The organism is Halobacterium rubrum, from assembly GCF_021729015.1.
GTDB classification, from domain to species: Archaea; Halobacteriota; Halobacteria; order Halobacteriales; family Halobacteriaceae; genus Halobacterium; species Halobacterium rubrum.
This window is the reverse complement of record NZ_JAJQQZ010000002.1, coordinates 649,329-665,918: the sequence shown is the minus strand read 5'-3', so window position 1 is coordinate 665,918 and position 16,590 is coordinate 649,329. Positions and strand designations below refer to the sequence as shown.

Sequence of the window (16,590 nt, the reverse complement as noted above, 5' to 3'; positions counted from 1 at the left end):
ACCACCCAGTAGCCGGGTGGCGTAGTTAGTGGTGTCGGCGTCCTACTCGCGTTCGGCCGGTTCTTCCCGTGTGGCATCGAGAAACCGCCCGATGAACTCCTCGTCGTCGACGCGGCCCGCGCCGGCGTCGTCGAGGGCGTCCTCGAGGCCGTCCCGGGCGTGCTTGGTGAGGTCCCGGAAGCAGGGCTTGCAGAGGTACTCGAAGTCCTTGCCGTCCCGCGTCCAGCGGTCGCCGTGTTTGTCGTACTCGCGGGCGTCGCTGCGGGGGACCTCCTCGCCGCAGGCGATACAGGAGACGGGGCCGTCGTTCTCACCCCACATCACTCGATAGTTCTGCGCGCCGCCACTTAGCGGTTGGGCCGACAGCGGTCGTTTTATGCCCGGAGCCGTCCCGAAGACACGTATGGACGTCTCCTCGCGTCACCACCTGCGAAGCGACGAAATCGACGAGATCGCCGACGCCCTCCGTGAGGGGCTGGGCGTCGAGCTGGACGGCGACTCCTACGAGCTCGTGGAGTTCGCCGACGAGGACTTCGAGGTCGTGCTCGTGGACGGCGACCCGCTGGTGTGGTATCCGGGCGGCGAGCCGTTCGTCACGGTCGCCGGGGCGAACCGCACCGACCCCTCGACCGGCGTCGTCACCGTCGACGCGGGCGCCGTCTCCTTCGTGAGCGACGGCGCGGACGTGATGCGGCCGGGCATCACCGAGGCCTCCGAGGGCATCTCCGAGGGCGACCTCGTCGTGATTCAGGAAGAAGCACACGGGAAGGCGCTGGCCGTCGGGCGCGCGCTCGTCGACGGCGACGACATGGCCGGCGACTCCGGGAAGGTCGTGGAGTCCCTGCACCACGTCGGCGACGAGCTGTTCGAGTTCTCGGTCTGAGCGTCAGGCGTCCCCGGTCCCGTCGGTCGCTCCCTGCTCAGGCTCGCGCTCTCCGTCGTCGCTGTCACCGTCCTCGCTGTCCGCCTCGGCTTCCGCGTCCTCGTCGTCGGGGTCGCCGTACAGGTCGAGGGCGTCCTCGTAGCCCGCCTTCGCCAGCCGGTAGGTCTCCCGGAGGTCGACGACCGGGTCCTCGCTGGCGTCGACCCGGAGGTCGTTCCAGTACGGCGCCTCCTCGGCGCCGGTATCGGTGACCTTGACGGCCGCGCTCTGGACGGTGAGCTCCTCTCGCTTGTCGCCGCCGGCGGCCTGTCCGGCGCCGAGCGCGTCGACGAGGCGCTTCGCCAGCGGGTCGGCGTCCTCGTCGGTTCCGGCGCCGTCGACCCGCAGGTCCTCGTACTTCTCGGCGGTGCGGTCGACGACGGCCTCGCCGGTGAGGAGGTTGCCGGCGACGGTGTAGTTCTCGCCCTCGCGTTCGCCGTACCAGCCGTTGCAGCCGTCGCCGGAGAAGGCGAACGACCCCTCGCGGCCGACGCCGTGGAGCTGTCGGTCCTCGCTGCCGTCGTCGGCGTTCAAAAGCGCCTGCAGGGCGTCCTCGACGTCGAGCCCGTCGGCGAGGTACTCGACGCCCTTCGACCCCAGCCGGGGGTTCGTCAGGCTCTGGGTGGCCACTGCGCCGTGTTCGTTGACGTGCGGGCAGGGGACGCCGACGCCCGGCAGCCGGGTCGTCACCGCTACCCCAAACCGGTACTGCTGGTCGCCGTCGTCGTCCTCGTAGGACTCGCGGACGCAGATGCTGAAGGTCACGCTCGATGCGAGCGGTCGGAGCGGCATAGGCGTGGCCGAACCGGCAGCCCGCGAGAACGCGACCGTGGGTTTTTGCTCCCGCGAGAGAATCCGGATGTATGACACGACGGGTCGCCGCTCTGGCCTGCGCCCTCCTGCTGGTGACCGCCGGCTGCGCGGGAATCGGCGGCTCGGACGACCAGCCGACGACTGCACCGACGCAGACGACAGCCGAGACGACAGAGGCGACGACAACCGAGACGGCCGAACAGCTCGCGCCCGGCGTGACAGCCGACGGCGTCGAGGACCCGCGAGCGCTCGCCGACGCGCACCGCGACGCACTCGAAGGAGACGCGTTCGTCCGACGCGCCGGGACCCGGCTGACGAACGAGTCGACGACGAGGACGCGGAACACGACCCAGCAGTTTACGACTGACTCACTGTGGCGGTCGACAGTGAGCGGTGAGGGGGTCCCGGTCGCCTTCAGCGTCACGAACGGCAGCTACGACCTGTACGCCGACGGCGAGCGAGTGCTCTGGCAGCGCGAGAACGACACCGCCGGGAACACGTCCTACGGCGTGATTTCGGTCACGATACGTGGCGACGAACAACCGGTCCCGCCGAATCAGGTGTTCGAGAACAACAACTTCCAGCGGTTCTACGGCCACAGCCTCGTCTACTCACTGGTGGCGAACGCCGACAGCGTCGAGGCAGTCGACGACAAAGCAGCCGCCGTCGGACTCTCTGGCACTGCCTCCGAGCTACCGACGCTGTTCGACCGGACCGGTGACGTGGAGTTCACGATGACCGTGACAGCCGAGGGCCGTGCGACGGCCATCGACCTGCTGTATCGGTCAGGAGACGCCACCGTCGAGCGCACCATCACCTTCGATACCGACGTCGTCAACCCCGTCGAGGAGCCGGACTGGTACGAGACGGCGCTGAACGAGACGGTGGCGAACGAGTCGGCCGAGTAGGGCAGCCGGCCGCCTCGCCGCGTCTGACGCAAGAACTATGCACGCGGCGGGCCGGTGTCTTGGGTATGGGCTTCATGGACAAGATCCTCGGCGGGAGCGGGAGTTCCACCGAGGACTACGTGGAACTGGACGTCGAGGACTTCGACACGGACGCCGGCGAGGCGAACGTCAACGTCCACATCGCCGAAATCGACGGACAGGAAGACGTCATCGCCATCAAGGACGCCGTCTACGACGGCGACCTCGTCGTCGCGGACATCACCCGGCTCCGCACCGAGGACAGCACGGTCGAACACGTCATCGACGAGCTCCGGCAGGTCGCCACCGAGGTCGGCGGCGACATCGTCCAGAAGGGCGACGACCAGCTCATCGTGACGCCGAACGGCATCGCCGTCAGCCGGTCGAAACTCAACCGTCCCTGACCGGCCACCTCAGGGCAGGTAGGTCGCGAGGAAGTTCACCAGCCGGTCGAGCCGCTCGTTCTTCTGGACATCGTCTTCGTCTTCCCTGCCGTCGGGTTCTCGAGGCGGCACGCTCGGGCCTGCGGTCCCAGCACACTTGACTCTGGGTGCAAGCCGGGCCGAGCAGGAGCAAGCGGTCAACGACGACGACGACGACGCCGGTAGCACCGACAATCCAGCGTCGGCTATCGCAGGCGACGAACAGCGACAGCAAAGCGGCTGCAGAACAGACTGGGTCTCGGTGGCGTGCTTACGAGACGTTGTCGGGCTTGTCGGCGTCGTCCTCGACGGCGCGCTTCATGGAGTCGCGGCGGGATTTCGCGTCGCGGCCCGTCGCCTCCAGCAGGAAGTCGTTTTTCGCGTCGACGGCGTCGGCGGCCGCGTCGGCGTTCCCCTCGGCGATGACCTCCTCGGCGGGTCGCTCCTCGAACTCGACGCCGAGCTTGTCCTTCTTCCCGGAGTACGAGACGGTGCCGGCGACGATGCGCTCGAAGACGGGGTTCTTGGGGTCTTCGACGACGAACAGGTCGCTCCCCTTGAACTCCTCGGTGCCCGTGATCTCACCGAAGTATTCCTCGACGGTGTCTGCCATCTCTGGCACTCGCTCTTCGAGGTACTCCCCTCTCCGCATCTTGTACTCCTTCATGACCGCGAGAACGGCAGCGAGGGTTTTAGTCCCTTCGTGTGGCGTCAGCGGTCCTCGCCGAGGTAGCCGCGCTTGCACTCCGGACAGATGTCACCGGCGCGCAGACTCGACCCGGCGGCGTACCGCTCGAACCCGCACTCGGGACAGAACAGGGTGAAGTCGAGGTCGTCGGAGCCGGCCTGGTCGACGGGACCCGCACTCGTGAACCCGGTCTCTTCGGCGGGGTCTGGCTCCGAGGACTCCCCGAACTCGAAGGTGCCCGTGTCGTCGTCGGCGCCAGCACCACCGCTTGCGGCGTCAGCCGCGGCGACGTCGGCGTCGCCGGCGGGGTCGTCGCCGCCGGGCGTGGCGTCGAAGCCCTCGTCTTCGCCCTCGGGCTCCGGCCACTCGCCGCGACCGCGGTCGTCCGGCTCGGCGTCGAACGCCCCGCTACCGGCGTCTGGTTCGGTCGACGCGTCGCCGGCAGCCGGCTCCACCGGGTCGCCCCCAGTCGGGTCGGCGGCGTCCGGCCCGGACTCGACGAACTCGACGTCCTCCTCGTCGGGGTCCGGCGTCGGCGTCCCCGGGTCGTCCGGGTCGACCTCGGGGTCGGCCGGCTCGTCCCACTGGTCGCTGCCGGGCGTCTCGTCGTCCGCGTCGTCGTCGATGATGACCGCGTCGTCGCCGCCCGCGTCCGGTTCGGCGCCTGCTCCGGCGCCGTCCGAGTCACTCGCACCGGCGGCGTCAGTCGAACCGGTCTCGGCCTGCTCGATGACCTCGGTCGCGGACGTGAACGCACCGCTGGCGTCACTGCCGTCGTCCGTCGACGGCGTTCCCTGGTCGGCCGCCGGCGCGTCGGCCGCGTCGGCGTCGACGCTCGCCTCGACGTCCGGCTCGGGCTCGGGCTCGGGCTCGGGCTCGATCGGGCGGACTTCGGTGTTCTCACTGGTGACGTGCTCGGCGCCACACCGGTCACACTCCCGCAGTTCGCGCTCGGTCACGACCACCTCGTTCCCGCGTTCTTCGCGGTCCCGCTCGACGAACGACTCGCCGTAGTCGTGCCCGAGCAGGGAACACCTGATAGCCATTGGCAGGGTCGTATCCGGCCCACGGGCAAAAGACTACCGTTCAGGGACACGGCTAAGACGCCGGCGCGCGTCGGTTCACGTATGCCAGCGAAGCGCGAGTTTCGAGACCGCCCCGGGACCGAGGTGGCGGTCCTCGACGCGCTCGTCGAACGCTCGAACGGCGGCATGACCGTCTTCGAGCTGCGGGCGAGCGTGGACGCCGACATCGACGCCATCGAGGACGCGCTCGAGTCGCTGACGACGGCGGACCTCGTCCACGCCGAGGAGGAAGACGGCCGGACGAAGTTCACCGTCGACGAACGCGTCGTCCCCAGCCCCGAGGACGACGTGCCCGAGGACTCGCTGCTCGACGCCATCCGGCGCCGTATCGGCCTGTGACCCGGCGGCGACCCCGCCCGCCGCGACCGCCGATGCGGTGGGTTTACGCCTCGCGGGCGGCGACAGTCCGGACATGACTGTCGTCAGGGAAGCCCACGAGGCCCACGGCGCGACGTTCCGCGAGGTGGCGGATCGGTCGTTCCCCGCCGAGTACGGCCGACCGGAGCGCACGCACGGCGCCGTCCGGAACGGCGTCGGCGTGACCGAGCACGCCTTCGACGTGGTCGTGGCGACCGGCGGCGACCGCCACGGGTTCGTCGACGACGCCGCCACCGGCAGCGTGCCGACCGAGGACGGCGAGGCGAGCTACGCCGTCGTCCTCGACGGCGACGGTGCCGTGCGCGCCGACTGCTACGTGTTCGCGACCGGCGACCGCCTCCTCGTGTTCCTGCCGGCCGGCGAGGGCGACGCCGTCGCCAGCGAGTGGCGCGAGGCCGCCGGCGACCGGGACGCCGAGTTCGCCGTGGCGACCGACGACTTCGGGACGTTCGGCGTCCACGGCCCGAACGCCACCGAGAAGATCGCCAGCGTCCTCCACCACGCCAGCCCGCCCGAGGAGCGCCTGCGGTTCGTGCGCGGCGAGATGGAGGGCGGTGTCACCGTCGTCCGCGACGACGACCTCGCGGGCGATGAGGGCTACCTCGTCGTCTGCGCCGCCGAGGACGCCGACGAGGTCTTCCAGACGCTGCTCGTGCGCGGGCTGAACGCCGTGCCGTTCGGCCGCGAGACGTGGGAGACGCTCACGCTGGAGGCCGGCACGCCGCTGTTCGAGGCCGAACTCCGCGGGCGGACGGTCGCCGACGCCGGCCTCTCCGGGCTCCTCGCGGACGGCGGCGACGCGCAGGCAGCCGGCGAGGGGGCACGGCTCGTCGGCCTCGAACCCGAGGAACTCCCGGAGCAGGGTGCAGCCGTCACGGTCGACGGCGAAGACGTCGGCGCCGTGACGCGCGCTGCCGTCAGCCCGACCCGGGACGTGCCGCTGGCGTTCGCCGCTGTCTCGGGCGTCGAACCGGACACGGAGCGCGTCACCGTCGGCGACGGCGTGGCTGCCGACGTGGTCGACCTGCCGTTCGTCGACACGGGGCAGCGCTCGCGGCGCATCCCCGAGTACTGATTCGGCTCCTCGGTCGGGTCGCTACCGGAGCAGCGCCCGCACCTGGTCCAGCGAGAACAGACTCGTCGGCTGGTCCATGTGGACCGCGATTTCGCCGGAGAACAGCTTCATCCCCGCCTTCTGGACGGGTTCGGGCATCGAGTAGCCCTTGCGGACGAGGTGGCCCAGCGCGATGTCGCGGCCGAGTTCGTCGCGCCACGCGCGCTCGTAGCCCGCCAGCGTCCCGGGCCGGTCGGGGTCGAGTTCGCGAGCGGCGGCGTCGGCGGCGGTCATCCCGTAGCGGATGCCGCCCCCCGTGAACGGCTTCGTCTGGCCGGCGGCGTCGCCGAGCAGGAACCCCCGGTGGCTGGTGACGGTGTCCGGTGGCCCGATGGGGATGACGCCAGAGCACCGGTGTTCGACGTCGACGCCGTAGTCAGCGACGAGGTCGTCGAAGCGGCCGGGAACGTCTTCGCCCGGCGCGGCCGCCAGTCCGTACTCGACGCCGCCCTCGCCGCGGGGGATGCGCCACGCGAAGAACTCGGGGACGGTGAGGTGGACGTCGACGAAGTCCTCGTGGTCGGGCTCGGGGTCGAACGCGAGCGCGCCGTGCAGGAACTCGTCGGGTTCGGGCAGCCCCAGTGCCTCCCGGACCCGGGACTGCGGGCCGTCGCTGCCGGCGACCAGCTTCGCCGACACGTCGAACGTCTCCTCGGGCCCCCTGACCGTGAGGTCCACACGGTCCCGGTGCTCGGTGACCTCGGTGACCGTGTGTTGCTCGCGGACGTCGGCGCCGGCGTCGCGGGCGGCGTCGGCAAGCACTCTGTCCAGTTGCACGCGGTCGACGGCGTTCGAGATGGCGTCGTGCTTGTAGAACGGGTGTGCCGGCGAGTCCGCCCCGCCGAGGTGGAAGCGCGCGCCGCGGATCTCGTTCTGGAACAGCGCCTCGCGGTGCTCGTCGGGGACGAACTCCCAGACGTCGAGGCTGACGTGCCCCGAGCACGCAAGTGGCTTCCCGAGCTCCCCGGACTCGAAGGCGACCACGTCGTAGCCCTGCTCGGCGGCGCGGCGGGCGAACCGCGCGCCGGCCGGTCCCACGCCGACGACCGCAAAGTCGTACATCGACGCCTCCTACGACGCGCGGAAGAAAGAGCCTTCGCCTAGTAGCCGAACGTCTCCTCGACGAGCACGATCGTCGTGCGCCCCTCGGTGCCCTCCTGGCGGTAGATGAGTTCCTTCGCCGCCGCGCTCTCGACGCCGTAGGCCTCCTGTGCGCGCTCGTTCTCGAACGCCCACGCGTACTCGTGGAGGCGCTCGCGGGCCGTCTCGACGTCCTCGACGACCTTGTTCACGCCGGCGACGAGCAGGAGGTTCCCTGCGGCGAACGGGTACGCGCCGACGCGGCTCCCCGAGAGGTCCGCAGCGACGAGCGTCCCCTCCTCGCGGGCGATGCCGTTCACGCTCCCGAGGAAGTAGTCTGCCGTCTGGGACGCGCGGCGCGCAGCGTCGCGCTCCTCGTCGTCGTCGATGCTCCAGATGTCGGCCGCGAGGTTCTCCCAGTCGTGGTCGCCCTCGTCGAGGTGCTCCGCGAACCCGATCTCTTCGAGAGTCGTGGAGTGACCGTTCATCACGGACGCCCCGGCGGGAATCGCGTCGGTGACGTACTCCAGGGCGGCGTCCGCGTCCGCGACGACCTCGACGTCGAACCCGCTCGCTTCGAGGCTCTCGACGGTCGCCTCGAGTTCCTCGTCGCTCGGGTGCTCGTCCCAGTTGTCGTCTACGTCCACGTCGTCTGCGTAGTCCGCCTTCGTCTGCTGGCTCATACTCCCGTCCAGTCGCTGCCCGGGAAAGAACGTGTGTTCACCGGCGAGTCGCGCCCGAACGAGTAACCCCCGCGTCACCGGGTTGACCCCGGGCCACTCCGGGGTGTCGGCGTCACCACCAGTCGAGTGACTGGTTGCGTTCGTCGAGGTAGGCGGGGTCGAGGGCGCCGTTCGGGACGGCGACGCGCTCGCCGGCCCGCTCGACGAGCGTCCGCCGGAGCAGGTCGCTGTCGGTCTCGAAGTCGGGGGAGACGTGGAGCCGGAAGTCGGCGTCGAGCGTGTAGAGCCCGGCGTCGAAGGCGGCGTGGTGGGTCCTGTCCAGCGCGACGACGTTCCCCGGGGCCGTCCGGAGGGACTCGTGGTCACTCCACGACAGCACGTGTGCGACGTCGAGCAGCCGGGGGTGGTCGACGCCGGAGACCGGGCACTCGGTGTCGTAGCGCGCCAGCACTGCGTCCCGGAACGCCGCTGGGAGCGAGCGAGCGCCGACTGTCATCTCGTACTCGCTGGCCTCGTACTGCCAGTCACCGTCGTCGTCCCCAGCGGTCCCGCCGCCCCCGCGCGGTCCGGCCGTCTCGCCCAGTTCACCGACGCGGTAGGTGCCGTCGCCGTCGACGAACGCGAGTTCGTCGCGTTCCGCGAGCTGCTGGAGAATCTGGCGGAGCTTCGCCTCCCGGTTGTTGTTCTCGGGGAACTCCTCGCGGAGCACCGGCCCCAGCTGGTCGTACAGCTCCTGTAACTCGACGACCCGCCACCCGGTGTCCTCGCGGTACCGGGCGAGCTCCCTGCGGACGACGCGACGCCAGCGAGACATGTCGCCGGCTTCGAATCGCCCGATCTAAAACCTTCGGCGACGCGTGGCGGGGCAGCCGGTAGGCTGCGGCGTCAGTCGTCGTCGTCGGCCGTCGGCGCCGCCGTCTCCTCCGCTCTGGCGGGCTTCTCGCGGTCGCTGCGTGGGCCTTCGAGGTCGACGGCGGGGAGCTTGTCCCGGAGGTAGCGACCCGTGTGGCTGTCGTCGTTGCGCGCGACCGCCTCGGGGGTGCCGGTGGCGACGACGTCGCCGCCGGCCTCGCCGCCCTCGGGCCCGAGGTCGACGATGTGGTCGGCGTTCTTCACGAGGTCGAGTTCGTGCTCGATGACGACGACGGTGTTGCCGCGGTCGGTGAGCCGCTGGAGCACCTCGATGAGCTTGCGCTCGTCGTGGCTGTGGAGGCCCGTCGTCGGCTCGTCCAGCAGGTAGAGGGTGTCGCCGGAGTCCTTCTTCCCGAGTTCCTCGGCGAGTTTGACGCGCTGGGCCTCGCCGCCGCTGAGCGTGGTGGAGGGCTGCCCGAGGCGCATGTAGTCGAGGCCGACGTCCTCCAGCAGCTGGAGGCGGCGGCCGAGCCGGCTGTCCGCCTCGAAGAAGTCGTAGGCCTCCTCGACGCTCATCTGGAGGACGTCCGCGATGGTCTTGCCCTTGAACTCGACCTGCAGCGTCTCGTCGTTGTAGCGGTCGCCGCCGCACTCCTCGCAGGGGACGTGGACGTCCGACAGGAAGTTCATCTCGATCTTCTGGGTGCCCTGCCCGCCGCAGGCCTCACACCGCCCGCCCTTGACGTTGAACGAGAACCGGCCCTTCTCGTAGCCGCGCTGCTTGGAGAGTTTCGTCTGCGCGAACTTCTCCCGGATGTAGTCGAAGATGCCCGTGTACGTCGCCGGATTACTGCGGGGCGTGCGGCCGATGGGGCTCTGGTCGATGAGCCGCACCGTCTCGACGTGTTCGACGCCCTCGATGGCGTCGTGTTCGCCGGGGTCGACGCTCGTGTTGTCGTTCATCTCGCGGGCGAGGCCCTTGTAGAGGATGTCGTGCATCAGCGTCGACTTCCCCGAGCCCGAGACACCCGTAATGGCCGTGAACGCGCCGATTGGGAGGTCGACGTCGACGTCCCGGAGGTTGTGCTGGCGGGCGCCCTCGATGGTGAGCGTCTCGTCGTGGTCTCGTCGCTGTTCGGGGACGGGAATCTGCTCGCGGCCCGCGAGGTAGTCGCCGGTAACGGAGTCCTCGGCAGCCATCAGGTCTTCGACGCTGCCGTTGGCGACGACCTCGCCGCCGTGGCGGCCCGGCCCCGGCCCCATGTCGACGACGTTGTCGGCCCGGCGCATCGTCTCCTCGTCGTGCTCGACGACGACCAGCGTGTTCCCGAGGTCCCGGAGCTCCTCGAGGGTGTTCAGCAGCCGGTCGTTGTCGCGCTGGTGGAGGCCGATGGAGGGCTCGTCGAGGACGTACAGCACGCCCACCAGCCCGGAGCCGATCTGGGTGGCGAGGCGGATGCGCTGGGACTCGCCGCCGGAGAGCGTCGACGCCTCGCGGTCCAGCGTGAGGTACTCCAGCCCCACCTCCTCCATGAAGCCCAGCCGGGCGCGGATCTCCTTGAGAATCTCCTCGGCGATTTTGGTGTCGCGGGCGTCCATCCCGGCCTCCATGCCCTCGAAGTGCTCGAGGGCGTCGCCGATACTCATCCGGTTGACCTCGGTGATGGGGGTGTCGTCGACGAGCACGGCCCGCGAGGACGGCTTCAGGCGCGTGCCGTCGCAGGCCGGGCACGTCGTCACGGACATGTACTTCTCGATGTGGTCCCGGGTGCTCTCGGAGTCCGTCTCGACGTACCGGCGCTCGAGGTTCGGGATGACGCCCTCGAAGCGCTTCTCTTTCCGGCGGGTGCCGTTCTTCGTGGAGCGCTCGAAGACGACCTCCCCGCTGGTGCCGTAGAGGAACGCCTGCTGGACGTCCTCGTCGAGGTCGTCGAACGGCGTGTCGACGCTCACGCCGAAGTGCGCGGCGACGGCGTCCAGCCGGGTGCGGTAGTACGACCGGTTGTAGCTCCAGGCCTCGAAGACGTCCTTGATGGGCTTCGAGGTGTCGACGACGACGAGGTCCTCGCTGACCTCCTTCGTGTTCCCGATGCCCTCGCACTCGGGACAGGCGCCGTGCGGGCTGTTGAACGAGAAGCTCCGGGTCTCGATCTCGCTGATGTCGATGCCGCAGTGCGTGCACGCGAGGTCCTCGCTGAACTCCACGACGAAGCGGTCGTCGCTGTCCGCCTCAGCCAGGTCGCCGGTCGAGCGCGCCGTCGCGCCGCCGAGTTCGAGGTCGTCGTCGGCGTCAGGGACGACGACCTTCAGCACGCCGTCGGCCTCCTCGAGGGCGGTCTCGACGCTGTCGGTGATTCGCGAGCGGGCGTCCTCCGTGACGGTCACCCGGTCGACCACGACGTCGACGGTGTGGTCGTAGTTCTCGTCGAGGTCCGGGTCGTCGTACGCGAGGTCGTAGGCCTCGCCGTCGACTTCCACCCGCGAGTACCCCTCGCTGACGAGGTCTTCGAACAGCTCCTCGAACGCGCCCTTCTGGTCGCGCACCACGGGCGCCGCAATCTTCGCCTTCGTCCCCTCCGGCAGTTCGAGGATGCGTCGCACCATCTGCTGGGCGGACTGCTCGCCGACCTCGCGGCCGCACTCCGGACAGTGCGGCGTGCCGACGCGAGCGTACAGCAGCCGCAGGTAGTCGTGGAGCTCGGTGACGGTGCCGACCGTCGACCGGGGGTTGTTGGCGGCGTTCTTCTGGTCGATGCTGATGGCCGGACTCAGCCCCTCCACGGACTCCACCTGGGGTTTGTCCATCTGCCCGAGGAAGTTCCGCGCGTACGCCGAGAGGCTCTCGATGTAGCGGCGCTGGCCCTCGGCGTAGATGGTCTCGAAGGCCAGCGACGACTTCCCGGAGCCCGACAGCCCCGTGACGACGTTCAGCGACTCGCGGGGAAGCTCCACGTCGAGGTCCTTGAGGTTGTGCTCCTCCGCCCCGCGGACCTCGATGTACTCCTCACTCATTGGACGGTTGCAGGGGACGAATCAGTGAAGGTCTATCGGTCCCGGAAACTGCAGAGAAGGCTTTTCAGACAGGACGAGACAGGTCCCACCATGGCCGACTACGACTTCGCTGCCCTCGACCTCGACGGCGACACCTACGAGGTCAAGCAAGCCCTCGTCCGGAACAAGTACGCCGTCCGCGACTCCACCGGGGAGGTGGTCCTGCGCGCGAAGCAGAAGCTGTTCAAGATGAAAGAGCAGTTCCCGTTCGTCACCGGCGACGACGAACCGGCGTTCACCGTGAAGGCCGGCGGCATCCTCGATGTGGGCGGCAACTACGCGCTCGTCGACGACGTGACCGGCGAAGAGGTCGTCGTGCTCGACGAGGACTACTCGCTGTTCGTGGAGAACTGGACCGTCCGCGACCCGGAGACCGGCGAGGCGCTGGCCACCATCGAGTCTCGGAGCAAGGTGCTGTCGGCGCTCCGCCACCTCGTGAGTGCCGCGAACCTCTTCCCGAACAAGTACGACATCTACGACCCCGACGGGCGCGAGGTCGGCAGCATCGAGGGCCAGTTCTCGCTGAAGGACACGTACACGGTCAGCATCGACGACGCGGGCACCGTCCCGAAAGAAGCCGTCGTCGCCGCCGCGTGCGTCATCGACGCACTGGAAAACGAGTGATGGTCAGCTGAGCGCCGCCTCGAGGGTGGACGCGACGTCGGCGACGGCGTCGTGGGCGCGCGCCAGTTCGGGCGACCCGAGCATCGTCGCGAACCCGTGGATGACGTCCTCGTACTCGACGTACTCGACGTCGACGCCGTCGGCGGCGAGCCGGTCGGCGTACCGCCGGCCGCCGTCCCGCAGCGGGTCGAACCCCGCCGTGAGCACGGTCGCAGGCGCCACCCCGGAGAGGTCGCGGGCGTTCGTCGGGTCCGCGCAGGGGTTGTGTTCGTCGATGGGGCTCTCGTAGTAGCACTCCCGGAACCACTCGAGGTCCGCCTCCGAGAGCACGTTCCCGGCGTGCTCGCGGACCGACTCCTGACCTTCCTCGACGCCCACGCCCGGGTACAGCAGGTACTGGTAGTCGAGGTCGGGGCCGTCGCATTCGGCCGCCAGCAGCGCGACGACGGCCGCGAGCGCGCCACCCGCCGAGTCGCCGACGACGGCGAGGTCTCCGGTACCGCGCAGCGTCTCCGTGTTGTCGGCGGCCCACCGGAGCGCCGCGTCGGCGTCCTCGACGGCCGCCGGAAACGGGTGCTCGGGCGCCAGCCGGTAGTCCACGGCGAACACGACACACCCGCTCTCACGGACCAGGTGCCGGCAGAACAGGTCGTGGCTGTCCAGTCCGCCGAAGACGAACCCGCCCCCGTGGTAGAAGACGACCGTCGGGTACGGGCCGTCGGCATCGGGCCGGTACGCCCGCACCGGGATGCGGCCCGCTGGCCCGGGAATCGTCCCGTCGGTCACGCCGCCGACCGCCGGCGGGTCGCGAGTCTCCCACCACGCCACCGCCCGCATCAGCAGCCGCAGCCGCCGTCGGCCGATCGACTCCAGCGAGCCGTCCAGTCCGAGGTGTTCGCGCTGCCGGAGCGCCGCCGCCGCTTCGGGGTGCAGTTCGGCATTGTCGCCGCCTCCGCCGTCGCCGTCCATAGCGGCTCGTGGGCCGCCGGCAGCAAAAAGCCGCCCGCCGGCTCGCCGGCCTACTCCGCGACGGCTGCCGGCTCCGCGCCCGAAATCTCGCGCAGTCGCTCGGGGTCGATGGGCCAGACGGCCGTCGGCGTGCCGGCCGCCGCCCACACCTCGTCGTGGTCGAGCAGGGTCTCGTCCATCAACACGGGGACGTCGGTGGTGTGGCAGAACGGCGGCACGCCGCCGATGCTCCACCCGGTCGCCTCCGTGACCTCGTCGGCCTCGGCCATCCGGGCGTCGACGCCGTCCCGGTAGACCGCGACCGCGTCGAGGTCCACGCGGTTCGCGCCGCTGGTCACCACGACCACGGGGTCGTCGCCGTCCACCACCACGACGATGCTGGACGCGATCTGGGCGACGTCGCAGCCGATGGCGTCGGCCGCGTCCTGCGCGGTCTTCGTGCCCTCGTCGAACTCGTGGACGTCCACGTCCACGCCGTACTCCTCGCTGGCTCGCCGGGCGAACTCCGCCGCTCGCTCGTGCATGCGCCACAGTGACACGGCCGGGGGAGATAGGCGTGTCGCTCGGCGCAACCACGCGGGCGCGCCGGAGGCGTAGATTCTTCCGTCCGAGCGCGGTAGTCGACACGTGTCTCCGGAGCCGTCACCGTCGCTGATCGCGCGCTCGCTGCCCGTCGTCGGCGTGGCGTACCTCGGCTACCTCGCCACGCAGCCGCCGCCCGCGCGCTGGGTCGGCCTCGGCTGTCTGGCCGTCGTCGCGCCGTTCGCCGCCGGCTGGGTAGCTGGCACCGTCTTCGGCGTCGGCCCGTGGAGCGAGAGCGAGGCGTAGCTGCTCGTCCCGCCGGCCACATGCTTATGCCGTTCGCGAGCCACGGCGAGGACATGACACTCGACCGGGTGCTGGTCGCCGTCGGGCCGACCGACGACGACCGCGTGGAGCCGCTGGCGGAGACGACGACGGACATCGCGGGTGCGGTGGGAGCGTCGGTGACGCTGGCGCACGTCTTCACCGAGGGCGAGTACGAGACGGCGCGCGACCGGCTCGGCGGCGAGCCCGGCGACGAGGTGACGGCGGACTCGGTGGCGCGCCGGCACGCGACGATCCGCGCGCTCGGCGACGCGCTCGACGACGCCGGTGTCGACTACGAGGTGGCGGGACGGGTCGGCGAACACGGCGAGAGTATCGTCGCGCTGGCCGACGAGGTGGACGCGGACCTCGCCGTCGTCGGCGGCCGCCAGCGCTCGCCGACCGGGAAGGCCGTCTTCGGAAGCACCGCACAGACGGTGTTGCTGTCGGCGCCCTGCCCGGTGACGTTCGTCCGGAGCGACCACTGACATGGACGCGACCGTCGAGGACGGGCTCGCCGGCGTGCTCGCCGTCGAGCTCGACGCTGGGGAGTCAGTACTGGCAGCGTCTGGCGCGATCGTCGACCACACGGGCGGCGTGCGCGTCGAACGGGCCCGCGAGGGGGCGCTGCGGTCGGTCGCGAACGCCGCCCGGCAGCGCGAGGTGACGCCGGTGAAGGTGACCGCGACCGAGGCGGCGACCGCCCGGTTCGCGCCTCGGCACCACGGCGAGGTCGCGGCCTGCGGGCTCGACGAGGGAACGGTGTCGGTCGCCCGGGACGCGTTCCTCGCGGCGCCGGCCGGCGTCCGCGTTGGCGCCGGGAGCATCGGCAACGCGCCGACGCGCGGCATGGGGCTGTTCCTGACGCAGCTCACCGGCGACGGTGGGGCGGCCTACGTCGCCGGGCGCGGCCGGGTCGAACGCGTCGCTCTCGCCGAGGGCGAGAGCCGAGTGGTCGCAGCTGCGAACGTCGTGGCGTTCGAGGACCGCGTCGGCGTCACCGTCGAGCGCGTCTCGGCGATGGAGGACGCGGCGTCGGTCGGTCGGTTCCACGGCCCCGGCGCGGTGTGGCTGTCCACCCGGCGCCGCGAGTAAGCGACTAACACGGCTGCGAGTGAAAACTGTGTAGTTAAGTGCTCGGGGGCACCCCCTACGGGTGAATGCACTACGCGGGCGTCGACCTCGGGGCGACGAACGTGCGGGCCGCGGTCGCCGACGAATCCGGCACTATCGTCGGCATCGACCGCCGAGAGACCCCCCGCGGCCCGACGGGCATCGACGTCACCGAGGCCGTCCTCGAGACGCTCCGGGCGGCCTGTGCCGACGCCGGCGTCGCCCCGGGCGACGTGCGGGCCGCCGGCATCGCCAGCATCGGCCCCCTCGACCTCGCCGACGGCACTGTCGAGGGTCCGGCGAACTTCCCGGACTCCGTCAACACGATTCCGCTCGTCGGCCCCGTCTCGAACCTCCTGGACTCCGAGTCGGTGTACCTCCACAACGACACCGTCGCGGGCGTCATCGGGGAGCGGTTCCACGCCGACAGCACGCCCGACGACATGGCGTACGTCACCATCTCCTCGGGCATCGGCGCGGGCGTCGCCGTCGACGGCGAAGTGCTGGAGGGCTGGGACGGCAACGCCGGCGAGCTCGGGCACATGGTCGTCGACCCGCAGGGCCGGCGGACGTGTGGCTGCGGCCGCGACGGCCACTGGGAGGCGTACTGCTCGGGCAACAACATCCCCGAGTACGCCCGGATGCTCGCCGACGACGACCCCGGCGTCGACACCGCACTGCCGCTGTCCGAGGCCGATTTCACCGCGAAGGACGTGTTCGCGTGCGCCGAGAACGGCGACGAGTTCGCGTCCTACGTCGTCGACCAGGTCGGCTTCTGGAACGCCGTCGGGATGACGAACCTCGTGCAGGCGTACGCGCCGCTGGTCGTGTACGTCGGCGGCGCGGTCGCGCTGAACAACCCCGAGCAGGTCCTCGAACCCATCCGCGAGCACCTCGAGGAGGGCGTGTTCAACAACGTCCCACAGGTGCGACTGACGACACTCGGAGACGACGTGGTCCTGAAAGGCGCCATCGCGTCGGCACTCACGGGTGGAACCGGCGACCGTTCTCGCGGCCCGTAGTC

At 70.4% G+C, this 16,590-nt stretch carries 20 protein-coding genes; 10 read left to right on the top strand and 10 right to left on the bottom strand.

Annotated features, from left to right (window positions below):
- Positions 1 to 42: 42 nt before the first annotated feature.
- Positions 43 to 321, bottom strand: a complete 279-nt coding sequence (locus tag LT971_RS10945) for a DUF7562 family protein (protein WP_237006961.1) — start codon at positions 319 to 321, stop codon at positions 43 to 45.
- Between the two features lie 82 nt (positions 322 to 403).
- Between LT971_RS10945 and LT971_RS10940 the strand changes: the two genes are divergently transcribed.
- Complete coding sequence (locus tag LT971_RS10940) at positions 404 to 883, top strand: RNA-binding protein (RefSeq protein ID WP_237006960.1); 480 nt, start codon at positions 404 to 406, stop codon at positions 881 to 883.
- Between the two features lie 3 nt (positions 884 to 886).
- On the opposite strand, the gene LT971_RS10935 is transcribed toward LT971_RS10940, so the two are convergent.
- A complete protein-coding gene (locus LT971_RS10935) occupies positions 887 to 1,687 on the bottom strand; it encodes a DUF1028 domain-containing protein (protein ID WP_237006959.1) in 801 nt (266 codons plus the stop codon).
- Between the two features lie 98 nt (positions 1,688 to 1,785).
- Between LT971_RS10935 and LT971_RS10930 the strand changes: the two genes are divergently transcribed.
- Both LT971_RS10930 and LT971_RS10925 read left to right on the top strand, forming a co-directional pair.
- A complete protein-coding gene (locus LT971_RS10930) occupies positions 1,786 to 2,643 on the top strand; it encodes a hypothetical protein (RefSeq protein WP_237006958.1) in 858 nt (285 codons plus the stop codon).
- Between the two features lie 65 nt (positions 2,644 to 2,708).
- Positions 2,709 to 3,065, top strand: a complete 357-nt coding sequence (locus LT971_RS10925) for a cell division protein SepF (protein WP_237006957.1) — start codon at positions 2,709 to 2,711, stop codon at positions 3,063 to 3,065.
- Between the two features lie 289 nt (positions 3,066 to 3,354).
- Here LT971_RS10925 and LT971_RS10920 read toward each other — a convergent pair whose 3' ends face one another.
- Positions 3,355 to 3,750 carry a DUF5611 family protein gene (locus tag LT971_RS10920; RefSeq protein WP_237006956.1) on the bottom strand — a complete coding sequence of 132 codons (396 nt, stop codon included), beginning with the start codon at positions 3,748 to 3,750 and terminating at the stop codon, positions 3,355 to 3,357.
- A gap of 44 nt (positions 3,751 to 3,794) precedes the next feature.
- Positions 3,795 to 4,817, bottom strand: coding sequence for a DUF7093 family protein (locus LT971_RS10915; protein ID WP_237006955.1), 1,023 nt, complete (start codon positions 4,815 to 4,817; stop codon positions 3,795 to 3,797).
- 81 nt (positions 4,818 to 4,898) lie between these two features.
- Here LT971_RS10915 and LT971_RS10910 point away from each other — a divergent pair, with 81 nt between their 5' ends.
- Positions 4,899 to 5,195, top strand: coding sequence for a DUF6432 family protein (locus LT971_RS10910; protein ID WP_237006954.1), 297 nt, complete (start codon positions 4,899 to 4,901; stop codon positions 5,193 to 5,195).
- Between the two features lie 73 nt (positions 5,196 to 5,268).
- Positions 5,269 to 6,309 (top strand): glycine cleavage T C-terminal barrel domain-containing protein, encoded by a 1,041-nt coding sequence (locus LT971_RS10905; protein ID WP_237006953.1) that lies wholly within the window; start codon positions 5,269 to 5,271, stop codon positions 6,307 to 6,309.
- 21 nt (positions 6,310 to 6,330) lie between these two features.
- Here the strand turns inward: LT971_RS10905 and LT971_RS10900 are convergent, their stop codons facing one another.
- The 4 genes from LT971_RS10900 to uvrA form a co-directional block, all read right to left on the bottom strand.
- Positions 6,331 to 7,410, bottom strand: a complete 1,080-nt coding sequence (locus LT971_RS10900) for a geranylgeranyl reductase family protein (protein ID WP_237006952.1) — start codon at positions 7,408 to 7,410, stop codon at positions 6,331 to 6,333.
- Positions 7,411 to 7,448: 38 nt separating this feature from the next.
- Positions 7,449 to 8,111, bottom strand: coding sequence for a lactate utilization protein (locus tag LT971_RS10895; protein ID WP_237006951.1), 663 nt, complete (start codon positions 8,109 to 8,111; stop codon positions 7,449 to 7,451).
- A gap of 112 nt (positions 8,112 to 8,223) precedes the next feature.
- A complete protein-coding gene (locus LT971_RS10890) occupies positions 8,224 to 8,925 on the bottom strand; it encodes an HNH endonuclease (RefSeq protein ID WP_237006950.1) in 702 nt (233 codons plus the stop codon).
- A gap of 71 nt (positions 8,926 to 8,996) precedes the next feature.
- Positions 8,997 to 11,975 (bottom strand): excinuclease ABC subunit UvrA, encoded by a 2,979-nt coding sequence (gene uvrA, locus LT971_RS10885; RefSeq protein WP_237006949.1) that lies wholly within the window; start codon positions 11,973 to 11,975, stop codon positions 8,997 to 8,999.
- A gap of 90 nt (positions 11,976 to 12,065) precedes the next feature.
- Between uvrA and LT971_RS10880 the strand changes: the two genes are divergently transcribed.
- Entirely contained in the window at positions 12,066 to 12,638 is a 573-nt protein-coding gene (locus tag LT971_RS10880) for an LURP-one-related family protein (RefSeq protein WP_237006948.1), read from the top strand.
- A 3-nt stretch (positions 12,639 to 12,641) separates the two neighbouring features.
- Here the strand turns inward: LT971_RS10880 and lipP1 are convergent, their stop codons facing one another.
- Entirely contained in the window at positions 12,642 to 13,607 is a 966-nt protein-coding gene (gene lipP1 / locus LT971_RS10875) for a LipP1 family hormone-sensitive lipase (protein WP_237006947.1), read from the bottom strand.
- A gap of 50 nt (positions 13,608 to 13,657) precedes the next feature.
- The gene (locus tag LT971_RS10870; RefSeq protein ID WP_237006946.1) at positions 13,658 to 14,131 is read right to left on the bottom strand and encodes a YbaK/EbsC family protein; all 474 of its coding nucleotides are present in this window, start codon (positions 14,129 to 14,131) and stop codon (positions 13,658 to 13,660) included.
- A 103-nt stretch (positions 14,132 to 14,234) separates the two neighbouring features.
- On the opposite strand from LT971_RS10870, the gene LT971_RS10865 reads away from it, so the two are divergent.
- The 4 genes from LT971_RS10865 (at position 14,235) to LT971_RS10850 (ending at position 16,588) form a co-directional block, all read left to right on the top strand.
- Positions 14,235 to 14,435, top strand: coding sequence for a hypothetical protein (locus LT971_RS10865; protein ID WP_237006945.1), 201 nt, complete (start codon positions 14,235 to 14,237; stop codon positions 14,433 to 14,435).
- Between the two features lie 53 nt (positions 14,436 to 14,488).
- The gene (locus LT971_RS10860) at positions 14,489 to 14,941 is read left to right on the top strand and encodes a universal stress protein (protein WP_237006944.1); all 453 of its coding nucleotides are present in this window, start codon (positions 14,489 to 14,491) and stop codon (positions 14,939 to 14,941) included.
- Position 14,942: 1 nt separating this feature from the next.
- On the top strand, positions 14,943 to 15,548 hold the full coding sequence (locus LT971_RS10855; protein ID WP_237006943.1) for an AIM24 family protein: 606 nt from the start codon (positions 14,943 to 14,945) through the stop codon (positions 15,546 to 15,548).
- A 65-nt stretch (positions 15,549 to 15,613) separates the two neighbouring features.
- Entirely contained in the window at positions 15,614 to 16,588 is a 975-nt protein-coding gene (locus LT971_RS10850; protein ID WP_237006942.1) for an ROK family protein, read from the top strand.
- Positions 16,589 to 16,590: the final 2 nt, after the last annotated feature.